Annotated in this window: 17 protein-coding genes and 1 tRNA gene; 5 read left to right on the forward strand and 13 right to left on the reverse strand. The window is 43.3% G+C overall.

Features of this window, described 5'->3' with window-relative positions; genetic code table 11:
* Window positions 1-104: 104 nt before the first annotated feature.
* The 6 genes from IDJ76_RS10125 to IDJ76_RS10150 form a co-directional block, all read right to left on the reverse strand.
* Window positions 105-533 (reverse strand): hypothetical protein, encoded by a 429-nt coding sequence (locus IDJ76_RS10125; RefSeq protein ID WP_191163206.1) that lies wholly within the window; start codon window positions 531-533, stop codon window positions 105-107.
* A 99-nt stretch (window positions 534-632) separates the two neighbouring features.
* Window positions 633-1,010, reverse strand: coding sequence for a DoxX family protein (locus IDJ76_RS10130; protein WP_191163207.1), 378 nt, complete (start codon window positions 1,008-1,010; stop codon window positions 633-635).
* Between the two features lie 36 nt (window positions 1,011-1,046).
* Window positions 1,047-1,589, reverse strand: a complete 543-nt coding sequence (locus IDJ76_RS10135; protein ID WP_191163208.1) for an SRPBCC family protein — start codon at window positions 1,587-1,589, stop codon at window positions 1,047-1,049.
* Between the two features lie 7 nt (window positions 1,590-1,596).
* Window positions 1,597-1,971, reverse strand: a complete 375-nt coding sequence (locus IDJ76_RS10140) for a DoxX family protein (RefSeq protein ID WP_191163209.1) — start codon at window positions 1,969-1,971, stop codon at window positions 1,597-1,599.
* A 32-nt stretch (window positions 1,972-2,003) separates the two neighbouring features.
* Window positions 2,004-2,417 (reverse strand): VOC family protein, encoded by a 414-nt coding sequence (locus tag IDJ76_RS10145; protein ID WP_191163210.1) that lies wholly within the window; start codon window positions 2,415-2,417, stop codon window positions 2,004-2,006.
* Window positions 2,418-2,471: 54 nt separating this feature from the next.
* Complete coding sequence (locus IDJ76_RS10150; protein WP_191163211.1) at window positions 2,472-2,681, reverse strand: hypothetical protein; 210 nt, start codon at window positions 2,679-2,681, stop codon at window positions 2,472-2,474.
* Window positions 2,682-3,055: 374 nt separating this feature from the next.
* On the opposite strand from IDJ76_RS10150, the gene IDJ76_RS10155 reads away from it, so the two are divergent.
* Complete coding sequence (locus tag IDJ76_RS10155; RefSeq protein ID WP_191163212.1) at window positions 3,056-3,568, forward strand: DinB family protein; 513 nt, start codon at window positions 3,056-3,058, stop codon at window positions 3,566-3,568.
* Between the two features lie 111 nt (window positions 3,569-3,679).
* Here the strand turns inward: IDJ76_RS10155 and rlmF are convergent, their stop codons facing one another.
* Window positions 3,680-4,636, reverse strand: a complete 957-nt coding sequence (gene rlmF / locus IDJ76_RS10160) for a 23S rRNA (adenine(1618)-N(6))-methyltransferase RlmF (RefSeq protein WP_191163213.1) — start codon at window positions 4,634-4,636, stop codon at window positions 3,680-3,682.
* Window positions 4,637-4,805: 169 nt separating this feature from the next.
* Here rlmF and IDJ76_RS10165 point away from each other — a divergent pair, with 169 nt between their 5' ends.
* Window positions 4,806-5,402, forward strand: a complete 597-nt coding sequence (locus IDJ76_RS10165; RefSeq protein WP_191163214.1) for a class I SAM-dependent methyltransferase — start codon at window positions 4,806-4,808, stop codon at window positions 5,400-5,402.
* A 17-nt stretch (window positions 5,403-5,419) separates the two neighbouring features.
* Here IDJ76_RS10165 and IDJ76_RS10170 read toward each other — a convergent pair whose 3' ends face one another.
* From IDJ76_RS10170 to metG, 3 genes are all read right to left on the reverse strand, one after another.
* Complete coding sequence (locus IDJ76_RS10170; RefSeq protein WP_191163215.1) at window positions 5,420-6,085, reverse strand: peptidylprolyl isomerase; 666 nt, start codon at window positions 6,083-6,085, stop codon at window positions 5,420-5,422.
* A gap of 133 nt (window positions 6,086-6,218) precedes the next feature.
* A tRNA-Arg gene (locus IDJ76_RS10175) sits at window positions 6,219-6,290 on the reverse strand.
* Between the two features lie 135 nt (window positions 6,291-6,425).
* Window positions 6,426-8,492: a methionine--tRNA ligase gene (gene metG, locus IDJ76_RS10180; RefSeq protein WP_191163216.1), complete on the reverse strand. Its 2,067-nt coding sequence runs from the start codon at window positions 8,490-8,492 to the stop codon at window positions 6,426-6,428.
* A 131-nt stretch (window positions 8,493-8,623) separates the two neighbouring features.
* Here metG and IDJ76_RS10185 point away from each other — a divergent pair, with 131 nt between their 5' ends.
* The 3 genes from IDJ76_RS10185 (at window position 8,624) to IDJ76_RS10195 (ending at window position 10,966) form a co-directional block, all read left to right on the forward strand.
* The gene (locus tag IDJ76_RS10185; RefSeq protein ID WP_191163217.1) at window positions 8,624-9,538 is read left to right on the forward strand and encodes a S66 peptidase family protein; all 915 of its coding nucleotides are present in this window, start codon (window positions 8,624-8,626) and stop codon (window positions 9,536-9,538) included.
* A gap of 22 nt (window positions 9,539-9,560) precedes the next feature.
* Window positions 9,561-9,968, forward strand: coding sequence for a DoxX family protein (locus tag IDJ76_RS10190; protein ID WP_191163218.1), 408 nt, complete (start codon window positions 9,561-9,563; stop codon window positions 9,966-9,968).
* Window positions 9,969-10,072: 104 nt separating this feature from the next.
* Entirely contained in the window at window positions 10,073-10,966 is an 894-nt protein-coding gene (locus IDJ76_RS10195) for a hypothetical protein (RefSeq protein ID WP_191163219.1), read from the forward strand.
* Between the two features lie 60 nt (window positions 10,967-11,026).
* Here the strand turns inward: IDJ76_RS10195 and IDJ76_RS10200 are convergent, their stop codons facing one another.
* The 3 genes from IDJ76_RS10200 to IDJ76_RS10210 form a co-directional block, all read right to left on the reverse strand.
* Window positions 11,027-11,977: a carboxypeptidase-like regulatory domain-containing protein gene (locus tag IDJ76_RS10200; protein WP_191163220.1), complete on the reverse strand. Its 951-nt coding sequence runs from the start codon at window positions 11,975-11,977 to the stop codon at window positions 11,027-11,029.
* A 156-nt stretch (window positions 11,978-12,133) separates the two neighbouring features.
* A complete protein-coding gene (locus IDJ76_RS10205) occupies window positions 12,134-13,000 on the reverse strand; it encodes a BT_3987 domain-containing protein (protein ID WP_191163221.1) in 867 nt (288 codons plus the stop codon).
* A 19-nt stretch (window positions 13,001-13,019) separates the two neighbouring features.
* Complete coding sequence (locus IDJ76_RS10210) at window positions 13,020-14,495, reverse strand: SusD/RagB family nutrient-binding outer membrane lipoprotein (protein WP_191163222.1); 1,476 nt, start codon at window positions 14,493-14,495, stop codon at window positions 13,020-13,022.
* Window positions 14,496-14,502 lie beyond the last annotated feature (7 nt).

Below are 14,502 nucleotides of genomic sequence, written 5' to 3' on the forward strand. Positions count from 1 at the left end.
TTTATAATCGTGTTCACGTGAACGCCATGAACACCGTGAACATTTGTGAACACCTCATTATCAACGTTATCCGAATCGCATTTTTACTTATGCTTAAGTTGTAGCTATTGATCGGTCCTTTTCATCCTGGAAAAAGGGAACCCGTTACAGCCTGTTTTGGGGTGCTGCCTGTCGGCATTGGCGGTAGCTTCGGCAATGGCATCTGTTTTGGCGTTGTAAGCGGTAAGGCAAAAACCCCAGCGCCAAGGCTCCATTCCGCTAAACTGCATAAAATCTATCCGCGTGTACTGGCCGCCTTCGCCTGGGTTACCGTCGTCATTTTTGGCTATCAGGTACTGGTCTTTCACGTTCCACTTGATGATATGGAAACGACTGCGCGGGTGCTGCACCCAAAGGGTATCGTTAATCGTGTACTTAATGCCATAGTCGTCGGTAAAGTTCCCTTTTAAAGCAGCCGGAATAGTTTCGGCAGATTTGGGTTTATTTATCGCCATTACCGGGATAAGCAATAACAGGAAAATCAATTTTTGCATGGCCTAATATAGACGAATTTAACCACAGCATACATAAAGATTAAAACACAAAGGCCACAAAGATTGCTCCCTGCGGCCTTTAAATATTTTTATTAATCTCTATTTAACCGCAAATAACGATGCGTAATTTTTGCGATAATAGTATGCCATAAATAAATTCAGCACCAATAATAACACCCCGCCGCCGATGTTTGCAGGATCGGCAAAGCCATGGAATAACAGGATGTTTACTGTAATAGGGAATATCACTATAGTAGCTAAAGTAGCAAACCGGCCAATTAGCAACAACAAACCGCAGATGAGCTCGATGCCTTTTACAATGGGCATCAGGTGTGCTACGGCCAGGCCGGTTGTATAAGTTACTGCAGCCGGCGGTGGCGGTGTAGTGGGTTTAACCAACTCAAAAAAGTAGCTTACCGAAGCAAACAATAGGAACAACCCCATCAGGGTACGTACAATGATCATTGCAATTTTCATGATTATTAAGGTTTAGGTGTTTAATTTGAGTGTCGGCTATGCTTCTAAATTGCGTTTTAAATTGGCAAGGCTTTCTTCCATATCCTTGCCCAACATTTTTTCCATACTCATGAACAGCAGCATAAAGTTCATAGGGTACGCCATTTTACTATCGAAGTTCCAAACTACCATAGTGGTGCTGGCGTCAGCAGCCGGTTCGGTAGAGATGTAAGTCTCTGCAATACCGGCAAAGGGTTTGATAAATACCACGCGGATATCCACCCGTTCGCCTTCTACAATTCTTGTGATCGTTTGCTCGCCTTTACCTGCCTGTTTCATATCACTGTCCCACTCGGCAGTGTAGCCAACTGTACCGTCGGTACCTTTGTAGCTCATACGTTTGTTAGGGTCCATCATTACCCATTTGCTATAATGATCCTGGTTGCGCAGAAATTTAACGTAATCAAAAACCTGCTGACTGGCTTTATTAATAATAATATTGCGCTGCACATTGTAGGCTTTTGGCACAAACAAGGCAATTACAAGCACCAGTACAACTATGGTGGCAATTACTTCTAAAACAGTGGTCAGAATGTTCATGATTTGATTATTTAATGGTTTCGTATCTTTTCCAGAAGTAATATACTACAAACATTACAGCCAGCATAATTAATGGCAAAAATATCAGTCCGGCACCATCGCCAACAAAGGCCCTTGAGGCAGCCGCGCCAATGAAACTAATAAAGAAACCCGCGAAGGCCCACTCCTTAATCGTTTTAAAAATGTTCTGCAGGATGGCAATAGCACCAGCTATTTTAAATACCCCGGTTATTCCCATCAAATAAACAGGATAACCCAGGTGGTTCATTACTTCCTGACCTGTTTTTTCTTTGGCTACCCCGGCACCGCCGTCCATCAGCATAAATATACCAAAGATGACGGTTAGTACCCAATAGATGATCTTAATTGTTTTTGCACTCATGATAAGGTTGGTTTATAGCTTGTTAAATGTTACTATTTCTCGTCGGTAAATACCCCCCAGCGGATGCCAAATTTATCTAATAGGTTACCCATTGTGCCTGCAAAAAAGGTTTCGGGCGCATGCGTGATGGTGCCGCCCATGGCAAGTTTGTTAAAAATACTTTGCATTTCGGCTTTGTTTGCGCAGGTTAGGGTTAATGAAACCTGCCCGCCGGTTTTCTCTTTAACAGATGGGTCTTGCATATCAGAACCCAACAAGTTAAAATCGGCGGCGGTAAGGTCGGCGTGTAAAATGGTGTCCTGTACCTCTGCAGGAAACATAGCTGCCATCGGCGAATCTTTTACTACTGTTAAGGTCAATTCGCCACCCAGGCAATCTTTATAAAAGGTCATGGCCTCGCGGCAGTTGTTGTTGTTAAAGTTGATGTAAGCGCTAATTTTTGACATGGTGCTTTTTTTTAAGTTGTACGTTCTATGTAATAGGTTATAAGTATAAATCCACTAATTTAATACTTCACAGTTGTGCCCGTTCAATTTAAGTAATTCGACAATACGATTGGTGCAGAATTCCGCCCCCTCTACACGCAAAACTTTATCGCAATCGTCCAGATCGAAGTTTACCCGGCAAACGGGCCAGTTGGCAAGCAATAAAGCGACAAGCTTTTTTGCTTGCCGTATGCCTTTAACATCTGTTTTAAAAACCTCTATCATTTTTTAATTCATTTTACTGAATGGCGCACCATACAAAGGTGCTGTACTTTTAAGTATAAAGGCGGGTGCAATAACGACAATGTAAGGGGTTGATCGCGACTGTAGTGGTAGGGATAATGCAGATCGCCCCTTTTCGGGGAAACGGTGTCTAATTGAGTGAAAATTCCTGAAAGATTTGGTATAATGTGTGCTGCGTTGGTGACTACGTTTTAGTATTACCCTCCTGCGCGGTAAACCCAACTTCTGAAACTCGTTTTGGATATCCGGATTGGTAAATAAACGTAAACAATTCTTTTTATTTAAAAAATCCTGCTGACATACTGCTGTCATTACCCGGTGGTTTCTTTGCGTAACAATCACAAACAAAACATATCATGACAACCACCACATCAGCACCAAAGCAAACCGAGTTAGTTACCCCCGCGTTTTTTTTAAGCTACTGGCAGGGCCACCGTAAGTTAGGCCGAAAAGTTTTAGCCGCATTTCCTGAAAAAGAATTATTTGCATTTTCTGTCGGCGGGATGCGCCCCTACAGTGAACTGGCCGGCGAAATGATTGGTTTGGCAAGCGGCGGTGTAAAAGGACTAGCTACCGGCAACTGGGAAACTACGCCGATGCTTGATCATTTTAATTCAGACGTTAAAATGACCACTAAGCAGCAAATATTGGAAGCATGGGATGAGGTTACAGAACAGATAAACACCCTGATGCCCCAAATATCTCCTGAAACTTTTGACGATAAAATAATGGCGTTCGGGCAGTACGAAAGTACCGTTCGGGATATGCTGCTATACTTAACAGATAATGATACCCATCACCGTGCCCAGGGCTTTGTTTACTTGCGGGCGTTAGGCATTGAACCCCCTGCGTTTTGGGACAGGTATTAATAATTAAGCTGCGCGTCATGGCGAGGTACGAAGCAAACTCTAAACTTTGCATATTGGATATACTTATCCGGAGTTTGCTTCGTACCTCGCAATAACGCTGTTTTTGACAAACTATTTAGGTTTATTTGCAAACCACTGTTCGCGCTGCGTTTTATCTAAAAAGGTCCAGGCCAAAATGCGGCTTGTTTTTTGGCCTTGCGACATCGTGATCGTTTTAACATCGACCGCCTTAAAATAATCTAACGATTTATAGCAACCAGGCAAGGTTTCCTTTTTAGAGATTAATGAGGAGAACCAGCAAACCTGCGAATCATACTCCACGCTTTCGGCTATCATTTTATTTAAAAAACGTGCTTCGCCACCCTCGCACCATAATTCGTTATTACGGCCGCCAAAGTTCAGTTCGCTTTTCTCTTTCGTATCCAGGTTGTTCCATTTACGACGGCTACCCGCGGCTGCTTCTTTCCATGAGGCGTGAAACGGGGGGTTGCACATGGTGAAATCGAACTGGTCGCCCTCATTGATAACCCCTTTAAATATCGCATCGGGGATACCCTGTTTCCATACATTGATGACTTCAGCCAATTCATTATCAGCCACAATTTTTTTTGCAGATGATACCGCGGTATCATTTACGTCCGTCCCCCTAAAGCTCCAACCATAGGTTTTGTTACCTACCAGCGGATAGATACAATTGGCGCCCACTCCTACATCCAATACTTTAACCGCGCTGCCTTCGGGCACTTTAGCGCCATTAGCTTCGGCCAGTACATCGGCCATATAGTGGATGTAATCGGCCCTGCCGGGTATCGGCGGACATAAAAACCCTTCGGGGATGTCCCAATGAGCCACGCCGTAATGCTTTTTTAGCAAGGCTTTGTTCAACGTTTTCACCGCTTCGGGGTCGGTAAAATCAATCGACAGGTCGTTGTATTGGTTATCAAAAACAAAATCGCGCAGGGCGGGCAGCGCCTTTATCAGTTTAGGAAAATTGTACCTGCTGCGATGCGGGTTACGCGGGTGCAGCGTTAATTTCTCGTCGGCGGGTTGTTCGGGTTTATCGGCCATAGCGTTGCAAAGCTAATCAAAAAGGTTACGCACTTTATAATTGCTGTTTCGGCACATCTATTTTTAAGTGATAACGCTATATAAACAGTATTCAATTTGATTTTTTAACATTCCTTTCTATATTCATAACTTCCAAGCAGAGGGTTAACCAATTAGCGCACTCCGAATTATGAATATTTACAAGTATTTAAAGCGCCAGTTGCGCCGCTTAAAAATAGACCTGACCACGCAAGGCAAGTTTTTAGCGGGGCAGATTCCATCCATCGATAGTGATAACTTGATAAAAACGGTGAGCTCCAACTATGAAGAGTTACAGATCGTTTTCTTTGAACGCTACCAGATAAAGCCCGATGATGTTATTTACGATGTGGGCTGCGGAAAGGCAAGGGTGTTTAGCTATTTGTTATATAAGGGCGTAAAAAACAAAATGATTGGGTACGAGATAAACCCGGTGGTTGGCAAGGAAACCAAAAAACGGTTGGCCAAGTACAAAAATGTCGAGATAAGGCTGGATAACATTTTTGACGACTTCCCTACCACCGGAAACGTTTTTTACCTATACAACCCATTTAAAGAAGAAATGGTTAAAGAATTTACCAAACGTATTTTAGCCCTCAAACACTTAAACCCTGTTATATTTTATAACAACCCGGTACACCTGCATATTTTTGATCAAGACACTTTTGATATTCAGTTCGAAGAAATCGCAGTTAAGGAATTTAATTACACCTTTCCTTTCGCGCTGATCAGGATAAAACAGAAATAACGCATAGCTTTACCTGCCTACTTTAACGCTTGAGCAGCCCGCTTCGGAGTCAATAAAGTAACTTTCATCCAAACGGGTGTATCGGGGTTGCCTGCCTTATCAACTTTGACAGTCGTTATTTTGTCTATCAGATCGATGCCCTTTATTATCTCGCCAAACACAGTATAATGATTATCAAGCGATGGCGTGCCGCCTATAGTACGGTAAAGTTCTCGCTGTGCTTGGGTAAAACGGATTTTTGACTTTTGTTCGATAGCATCAAGTTGCTCTTTTGTTTGGGGCTTACCGTCGACAATATAAAACTGCGTTGTGAACGACGATTCTTCGGGGTTATCATCCCGCCCCATCGCGATTACGCCCCGGCGATGATACAAGCCAGGTACAAATTCGGGGGCTATCCAATGCTGTTCCGGCTTCAGCTTACGGCCTTTTTCGTACAAAGAATCAGGGTCGCCGCCTTGTATAACGAAGCCTTTTAAGATGCGGTTAAAGGTGGTGGCATCAAAATAACGGGCCTTAACCAACTTGATAAAGTTATCGCGGTGCAGGGGCGTTTCGTTGTAAAGTTTGACAATACACCAACCCTGCGGTGTTTCGATCTTAACATACTGGTTTGGCTGCTGTGCAAAACTTTTGGTTAACAGGGCAAACAAAGCAACCAATATTAATAGCGACTTTTTCAAATTATTAAATATTTTTCAAGCCAATTTATGAATAATTACGACGTGAAAAGCTATTATCAGGCAATAGAATCACTCACTCGATATTTAAGCAAAAAGCCTTCAGATTTTCATCTAAAGGCTTTTAATTTTCAAGTGGTCCTGACGAGAATCGAACTCATATCTAAAGTTTAGGAAACTTCTATTCTATCCGTTGAACTACAGGACCGGTTACAAATGTGCAGATACGCGGATGAGCAGATATGCAAATTGTACGGCTGCAAAGGTGCAAATTATACCTCATTTGTCAAAACCATTTGTGCGTCATCTGCACATCTGCATATTTGTAATTTGCACATCTGAATTATCGTATCACACTGCCATTAGGCATTTCATCTGCGGGGGCTACAAAACTAAGTTTACCCTCGGCGTTCTCCGCCATCAGGATCATTCCCTGGCTCATGATGCCTTTTATCTCGCGCGGCTCCAGGTTTACCAGGATGCTCACTTGTTTGCCAATAATAAACTCCGGTTCGTAATGCTCTGCAATGCCCGATACTACCGTGCGCTGGTCTATGCCGGTATCGATAGTGAGCTTTAACAGTTTCTTAGTTTTAGCCACCTTCTCGGCAGTCAGGATAGTGCCGGTACGGATATCCATACCTACAAAATCATCAAATGTGATATTGGTTTTTGCTGGCGCTACCACAGGTGCAATTACAACTGCAGATGCTTTCTTTTTATCGGCCAGTTTCTGGATCTGGGCTTCTATGGCTTCGTCCTCTACCTTTTCAAACAATAGAGCGGCGGGGTTCAATTGATGGCCATTGGCAAATTCCAGTTCCTGGTCAAAGGTAACAGCATCCTTATTCAACATACCGAATATCTTAGCGGCCGTGGCCGGCAGGAAAGGTTGCAGGCAGGTAGCTAAATGACCTATCAGCACCAGGTTATCGTGCAGGGCTGTTTTTGCAGCCTCAGGGTTGCTTTTAATAGTTTTCCATGGCTCCTGCTCGGTTAGGTACCTGTTGCCTAAACGGGCTATATCCATCACGTTTTGTAATGCTGCGCGGAAACGGTAACTCTCCAGGTTTTTACCCAACTCGTCGTAATGATTGCCCAACTCGGTGTTTACTTTAGCCTCGGTTAATCTGATGGTAGCTTCAGTGCTTTCTACCTTCCCGTCGTAATACTTGTGCATCAGTATCATTACGCGGTTGACGTAGTTGCCTAAAATGGCCACCAATTCGTTATTTACGCGGGCCTGGTAATCCTTCCAGGTAAATTCGCTGTCGCTGGTTTCAGGCAGTATCGATGTCAGCACATAACGCAATTCATCCTGCTTACCGGGAAATTCTTCCAGATATTCGTGCAGCCAAACGGCATGGTTGCGTGACGTGGAAAGCTTATCGCCTTCCAGGTTTAAAAACTCGTTTGCCGGTACGTTCTGTGGCAATATGTAGTCGCCGTGCGCTTTCAATATTGCAGGGAAAATAATGCAGTGGAAAACAATATTATCCTTACCTATAAAGTGCAGCAGGCAGGCGTCATCTTCTGTATTGGCTTGTTTTTTCCAGTATTGCTGCCAATCCTTGCCCTTATCTGTCGCCCACTGTTTGGTGGCCGATATATAGCCTATCGGTGCGTCCATCCAAACGTAAAGCTTTTTGCCTTTAGCTTCGGCTAAGGGTACGTCTATCCCCCAATCCAGGTCGCGGGTCATGGAGCGGGGCTGCAAGCCCGATTTTAACCACGAGCGGCATTGGCCAAACACATTCACTTTCCACTCGCCTTCCTTCTCGTCAATCCATTGCTCTAACCAGGGCTGATACTTATCCAACGGCAAATACCAATGCTTGGTTGGTTTCAGGATAGGTTTTTTATTGCTCAGGGTAGATATCGGGTCGATCAGATCTGTAGGATTCAAGGATGTACCGCAGTTTTCGCACTGATCGCCATAGGCTTTATCGTAGCTGCAAACCGGGCAGGTACCGGTAATGTATCTGTCGGCCAAAAACTGGTCAAAATCTTCGTCATAATACTGCTCCGAATACTTTTCTATAAACTCGCCCTTTTCATAAAGATTAAGAAAAAACTCCTGCGATAGATCATGATGTATGGCCGATGAGGTGCGGTGATAAATATCAAAAGCTATCCCGAATTCCTCAAAACTATCTTTGATTTGGTTGTGGTATTTATCGATAATGGCCTGCGGTGTGGTGCCTTCCTTTTTGGCCTTAATGGTAATAGCAGCGCCATGCTCGTCCGAGCCGCAAATGTAAACTACATCCTTTTTCATCAGCCGCAGATAGCGTACAAATATGTCTGCAGGCAGGTAAGCACCGGCTAAATGGCCAATGTGCAGCGGGCCGTTGGCGTAAGGCAATGCCGATGTAATGGTGTATCTTTTATATTTATTTAGTTGCGACATTAAACAGGGATGTTTATTAATTTGCAAAGATAAGTTTTTAGTCCGAAAAGACGGGAAGTCGGTTAGATGGAAAGTCAGGAAGACGAATTACTTTGCCGCTATCCTGTAACAAACATAAAACCTTCGGAGCTATGCCGACTAATGGACTTTCGGACTCATTAATACCCTACCTTAAAAAAGGCGACAAGGTAGCCATTACCTGCCCGGCCAAAAAGTTACCCATCCCGATGACGGATGCGGTGAACCTGCTAACCGGCTGGGGGCTTGAAGTGGTATTGGGCGAAACCGTTACGGCATCATACCATCAGTTTGCAGGTGATGACGAAACGCGGGCGCGGGATATGCAGCGTTTTATTGATGACAACAACATTAAGGCCATCTTCGCCGCACGTGGCGGTTACGGCACCATAAGGATGATTGACCGGGTCGATTTTGCGAACCTGGAAACTAACCCCAAATGGATAGTTGGCTTTAGCGATATCACCCTGTTCCACGGCCATATTATTAACAACTACGGCCATCCTTGCATACACGGACAAATGCCATTGAATATCCCGGATGCATCAGCCTATTCTATAGAAACTTTGCGGAAGGCTTTATTTGGCGAAGAGCTACACTACCAGCTAAAGCCGAACGCTCTTAACCGTATAGGCGAAGCCAACGGCATTTTAATTGGCGGTAACCTCTCTTTACTCGTCGCGATGGCAGGGTCTGTATCAGATATGAATTACGCCGGCAAGGTTCTTTTTCTGGAAGACGTAGGCGAATATATGTACGCTATTGATCGCATGTTGCGCAGCTTAAAAAGGGCTGATAAACTTAAGAATCTGGCGGGGCTCATCATGGGAGGCTTTACGGATCTGAAAGATAACGAGATCCCGTTCGGACAAACCCTGCCGGAAATGGTGATGGATGTGGTGAGCGATTACGCTTACCCCGTGTGTTTCGACTTCCCCGCGGGGCACATCCCCAACAACTGTAGCCTGGTATTGGGTAAAAAAATAAATCTATCCGTTAAAACCCAGGGGGTTAGTATGAGTTATTAGTAAACACTTAACATAAAACACAATGGCATATTTAGGCAAACTGGGCAACCACCGCAATTTCGGCTTATTATTTATACGCGTTGGCTTAGGCGCTATGTTTATTTATCATGGTTACCCTAAACTACTGGGCGGGCCCGAAGCCTGGGCAGGGTTAGGTACGTCTACCAAATATGTTGGCATTACCTTTTTACCGGTGATGTGGGGCTTTTTAGCCGCCGTGGTAGAAACTGTAGGCGGTTTACTGATTGCGCTTGGGTTATTTTTCAGGCCGCTTTGTTTGCTCATGGTGATTAATCTTATTGTAGCAGCAGCCATGCACTTTGGTAAAGGCGATGGAATGGATGGGGCAGCACACGCTATTGAAGATGCCGTTATGTTTGCAGGCTTGTTCTTTGTAGGGCCGGGCAGTTATAGTTTGGACAAGAAATAAGCTGAAGTTAATTTTAATTAAACAGATAGTTAATGTTTAAATATCAGGCAACTTTGATTTGCCCGATACGTATAACTATGTTCAAACCAATTAAAAACATAATTATGAAAAAAATTTTATTGCTGTTAACATTATTGATGTCTGTAGCCTTTTATTCCTGTAAAAAAGAAACAGTATCACAAGCAACGCCTGTACTTAACAGTGCTATTCTAACGCCAAATATGTCTTTGGTAAATACACCATCTTACTATTACGTTGACCTAACAATTGACCCAAGACCTGCTGGACAATCTTACGATACTTATCATGTTACATTAAATGGAATTTCGTTCAAAGTGAGCAACTTATATTGGGATAGTGCTACATATCCAAATCTTGTGAATGGCACACCTGTTTATGGAACTATGTCATTAGATCCAGCTACAACAGTATACGATGTTTACCCAGTGGCCGGAAACGGCTTAGGGGGAAGTCAATTTGCAATATTATCAGGTGGACTGTGCGGAGTGCCTACGGCCAAAATAGCCGCAGATATTAAGAGGTTTTTTGATGACCTATCATCACTTGCAAATACGTATACAACAATTCCGATTCCAATTCTTAACAACTATTTGAGCGGTGATTATGGACGAGCAGGCTGCAGTCGGACAACCACTAATGTACGCCTTATTCGCTGTACCACTGGATCCAATTTTGCATTAGCATCAGCCGATTATCCATACGCTCCGAGGTCGTCAAATAATCTTGGAAATCCAAACGCCTTAGCCCTAATTCAAGACCCTTGGGACGCCACTATTAAATACGAATTATATGGAGCCAATTCAATTGTGACTGGAGTATCATGTAGTCAAAACAATCAATTCGCTGAACTTGGGGCATCTGCAACAGGTATCTTTACTCCTATACCTAACAATAGTACAAATTTTCATTGTGTCGGTAAAATATTTAGAAGAGATGGTACCTATTTTGATTATGACGTCACACAAGATATATATTAAAATTAAAAATTATAACAGAACACTGTCAATGACAATGTTCTGTTATAATAGATCATTTCCCTATTTATTCATCGCCTCTCCAAGCAACTTAACATATCCCTCATCAATATCAGTATCATTTTCTGACATGAATTTTTTGAGTTTATCGGGCTCTGCGGCAAAGGCGGCTTTGATAGATTTGCTTTTTAGATCTAACTTTTGAGGTGCACCCCCTGCTTTCACTACATAGTAGGTGCTATTGTCTTTATATTCATCATAAGTATTGCCCGATGAACTGATCCCATTGGTCACAAAGTTTGCTTTGATGTACTCGGTAGTTAAGGTTTTATAGATGTTGTATTTAGGGCCCGACACCAGCAACTGTACATAATGTTTCGCGTCGATAGCGGGCATTTGTTCAAACTTCCAGGGAGCGGCGTTTTCATCATATAAGATAAAGCTTTTTACTTCATCTTTTACAGCAAGCATGGCTGTGGCCTTATTACGGGTAAACAAAAGATTACCGGCAACTTTATCATAATTGAACAGGTATACGTCGCTTTGTTTAATGGAGTCTTTAGGGCTAATGGCAAAGCCATGTACCCAGTCGGCAAAAAGGTATCTACTGCCGTGTACGCCACCTTCACCGGCGCCTACCCTGTTGATACTGGTCACATGGTCGATACGGTTTTCATCGGGCGAGAAAAAGCTGTTAGATTTACCCTTGCTATTAGTGGCCTCCTGGCTGGCACCATCGCCAAGCACTATTTTAACGGCCGCCGGGTTATCAATTTTAACCTTTGTTTCTGTATGAAAATTGGCCGATGCCAGTAGATTAGAAGCAGGATCGGCCATGAGTGTAAACTTACCGCTCAAATCGGTATAGGTGGCATAAGGGTGCTGCGTATCACTTACAAACGCAAACGGAATGGGCTCGCCCTTTTGATCAACAACGGTGCCGCTTACCCGTACGTTTTGCGCAAGGGTTACCGCGCTTGATAGCACAAGCCCTAAAAAAATCAGTTTTTTCATGTGATGGTTAATTTTTACTTATTACAAGCGGAAAATTTACCGCTTTTTTAACTGAAAGAACAAATTAAATTGTAACATATTTGACGCAAAACAATTACCAAACGCAAAAAAGCCGCCTCATGAAACACGAGGCGGCTTTTATTATAAAAGAACAGACTATTTCAATTTAAATGTTTCAAATATAACCCTGTCACCGGTACCACCTACATACTTGTAATTCAATGTAAATGTTTTAGTTGTTGGGCTATATGTACAAGGACCATTGTTTTGGATAGTTTGGTTAGCAGATCCAGGCGATGGTTTTACAGTTACCGTATTATCAGCATTAACTGTTAACCACATAATAAAGCCATTACCTCCTAAATCAAATACAGTAGTTTGAACTGTATTAGCATTAATAGTTGTTAACGCTTTAGTTACATTAACTTCAGACCTACCTGCGGTTGGAGGAGGGAAAGTAATCGTACCATCAGCCCTGTAACTTCCATCATACTGGTTTTTAACCTGTACGTTGTACAACACCGTTTTGTAGTTACTAATTTGCTGGCCTCCACCATCTGTAATAGATATCGGCAAAACATAATTAGTGATAGACGGATCTATTACACCTGTATTAATATTAATTACCAGGTTGCTAAGGTTAGTACCCGCTTTGATTACCGCCGAAAACGTACTGCTATATGCAGCAGCTGGTAACAAAATATAGGATGTACCATTTGCTGTGTTATAAGCGGTTAATGCAGCCTGATCTACCGATAGCTTAACAGTAACATCGGTTCCTAACGTTTTAGGAGCAGCCAGGTTTACCGCAAGGTTAATAGGCACAGGTGCAGCTGATAGTGATAGGGCAGCTGCCTGTAGCAAACCACCGCTACCACCAACGTTAGCGGCAGAAGGTAGTTCGATTAACGGTTTGGCACCTGCAAAATCTACATAGTTCTTGTCATCTTTTAGGCATGAACTAAAGCCCGCCGCCGCTATAAGGGCAACTAAAGCTGTTTTAATATAAAATCTTCTTTTCATTTTCTTTTTGCTTTAAATGTTATTTAGCCCAAAATATTTTAGAGGTAAACACAGATATCGTACCTTCTCCAGCTACTGGTCCAGGATTGGTTGTGTACTCAACCTGAGGGTAAGGGATACGTGTAACCTGGTTTGGCGGGTTAGCACCAGGGAATACCGACAACGGGATATCGTTAGGGTAACCTGTTCTGCGGAACTCGTTAAATGCTTCAAACGCACCGTAAACAGCTAACGCTTTCCATTTTTCGTTAATGATAGCCTGCTGTTGTACAGCATCGCTACCCGCTACCGGGTAAGGATTCAAAGTAAGGTAATTAGCAGCATCGGCAGCTACACCCAGGTAGGTAAACGATGCAGTAACACCTGCATTGTAAGCCTGCTGTGCAGTAAGCGTGCTTGCGGTTATATAACCACTCTTAACGCCTTCTGCCTGCAAAAAGTAAGACTCTGAAGGAGAAATTACAATAGCGCTTTGCGTTGGCGATGACAATAAACCGGTACCCACTTTACTTGGGGCGACAGCCGGTGGTGTGGTAACACCTAAAGCAGTTGCAGTAATCACGTTGGCACCTGTAGTTGTGTAAACTTTAGGGCCGCGGGTGTCGCCATTTGCAGTAAGCTTGGTAGCACCATAAGAGTTTGCCTGGTACTGGTTCCTGTTGGTTTGTACACCACCATTTTGGGTAGTACCATAGTTTCTCCAAAGCGGGCTTTGCTGACCACCAAATGCATCACTGTTCAGGTAACCCGGGTTTACATAAGCCGGGCTATTGTTATCGATGTAACCCAACGCCTGTGTAGCAGCAACAGCAGCTTTAAGGGCGGCTGTTTTAGCAGCCACATTACTCTGGCGTAATGCGATACGTAATTTAAGCGTATTAGCAAATTTTAACCATTTGTTCATATCACCGCCATACATAACATCTGATGAACCTGGTGATGTTGGTACAATGGCTGCTTTTTGCCCGGTTTGGATCTGTACAATAGCAGCATCCAAACGTTTCAAAATAGCATCATAAACATCAGAACCTTTGTCATACTTCGGGTTTAATACTGCAGTACCTTTTGTAGCATCGGTGTAAGCTACGTTATTGTAGTTATCAACCAAAGCCTGGTAACTAAATACCGTCATGATCTCAGAAATTGCCTGGAAGTATGGTTCTGTTGTTGATTTACGCAAAGCATCATAGTTAGTGATGTTTTGGTAAAGCGGTGTCCAGATGTCATAAGTAGTTGGTTGGATCTGGTAAGATAACAAGGCAACGTTAGCCTGGAAACTTGTGCTCCAGCTTAAGTAACCCATCCAACTCGCATACTGTACATAACCGCCACCGTTAACAATATCGGCAGATGTTTTTAACGCTCCCGCTAAAGCAAGCTGTGGTGTGGTAACGCTGGGCGCGTTGGGGTTTTTATTTAACTCCAGGTAATCTTTTTTACAACTACTCGCCGTTAGGACAAGCGCTGCAGTTAATATAGATAAAAACTTTTTCATCGTTTTA

The organism is Mucilaginibacter glaciei (assembly GCF_014773245.1).
Lineage (GTDB): Bacteria > Bacteroidota > Bacteroidia > Sphingobacteriales > Sphingobacteriaceae > Mucilaginibacter > Mucilaginibacter glaciei.

Bases quoted from the DNA above. Each gene is read 5' to 3' on its own strand.
- IDJ76_RS10125 (WP_191163206.1), bottom strand. From the start codon at position 533: ATGCAAAAATTGATTTTCCTGTTATTGCTTATCCCGGTAATGGCGATA.
- IDJ76_RS10130 (WP_191163207.1), bottom strand. From the start codon at position 1,010: ATGAAAATTGCAATGATCATTGTACGTACCCTGATGGGGTTGTTCCTA.
- IDJ76_RS10135 (WP_191163208.1), bottom strand. From the start codon at position 1,589: ATGAACATTCTGACCACTGTTTTAGAAGTAATTGCCACCATAGTTGTA.
- IDJ76_RS10140 (WP_191163209.1), bottom strand. From the start codon at position 1,971: ATGAGTGCAAAAACAATTAAGATCATCTATTGGGTACTAACCGTCATC.
- IDJ76_RS10145 (WP_191163210.1), bottom strand. From the start codon at position 2,417: ATGTCAAAAATTAGCGCTTACATCAACTTTAACAACAACAACTGCCGC.
- IDJ76_RS10150 (WP_191163211.1), bottom strand. From the start codon at position 2,681: ATGATAGAGGTTTTTAAAACAGATGTTAAAGGCATACGGCAAGCAAAA.
- IDJ76_RS10155 (WP_191163212.1), top strand. From the start codon at position 3,056: ATGACAACCACCACATCAGCACCAAAGCAAACCGAGTTAGTTACCCCC.
- rlmF (WP_191163213.1), bottom strand. From the start codon at position 4,636: ATGGCCGATAAACCCGAACAACCCGCCGACGAGAAATTAACGCTGCAC.
- IDJ76_RS10165 (WP_191163214.1), top strand. From the start codon at position 4,806: ATGAATATTTACAAGTATTTAAAGCGCCAGTTGCGCCGCTTAAAAATA.
- metG (WP_191163216.1), bottom strand. From the start codon at position 8,492: ATGTCGCAACTAAATAAATATAAAAGATACACCATTACATCGGCATTG.
- IDJ76_RS10185 (WP_191163217.1), top strand. From the start codon at position 8,624: ATGCCGACTAATGGACTTTCGGACTCATTAATACCCTACCTTAAAAAA.
- IDJ76_RS10190 (WP_191163218.1), top strand. From the start codon at position 9,561: ATGGCATATTTAGGCAAACTGGGCAACCACCGCAATTTCGGCTTATTA.
- IDJ76_RS10195 (WP_191163219.1), top strand. From the start codon at position 10,073: ATGAAAAAAATTTTATTGCTGTTAACATTATTGATGTCTGTAGCCTTT.
- IDJ76_RS10200 (WP_191163220.1), bottom strand. From the start codon at position 11,977: ATGAAAAAACTGATTTTTTTAGGGCTTGTGCTATCAAGCGCGGTAACC.
- IDJ76_RS10205 (WP_191163221.1), bottom strand. From the start codon at position 13,000: ATGAAAAGAAGATTTTATATTAAAACAGCTTTAGTTGCCCTTATAGCG.
- IDJ76_RS10210 (WP_191163222.1), bottom strand. From the start codon at position 14,495: ATGAAAAAGTTTTTATCTATATTAACTGCAGCGCTTGTCCTAACGGCG.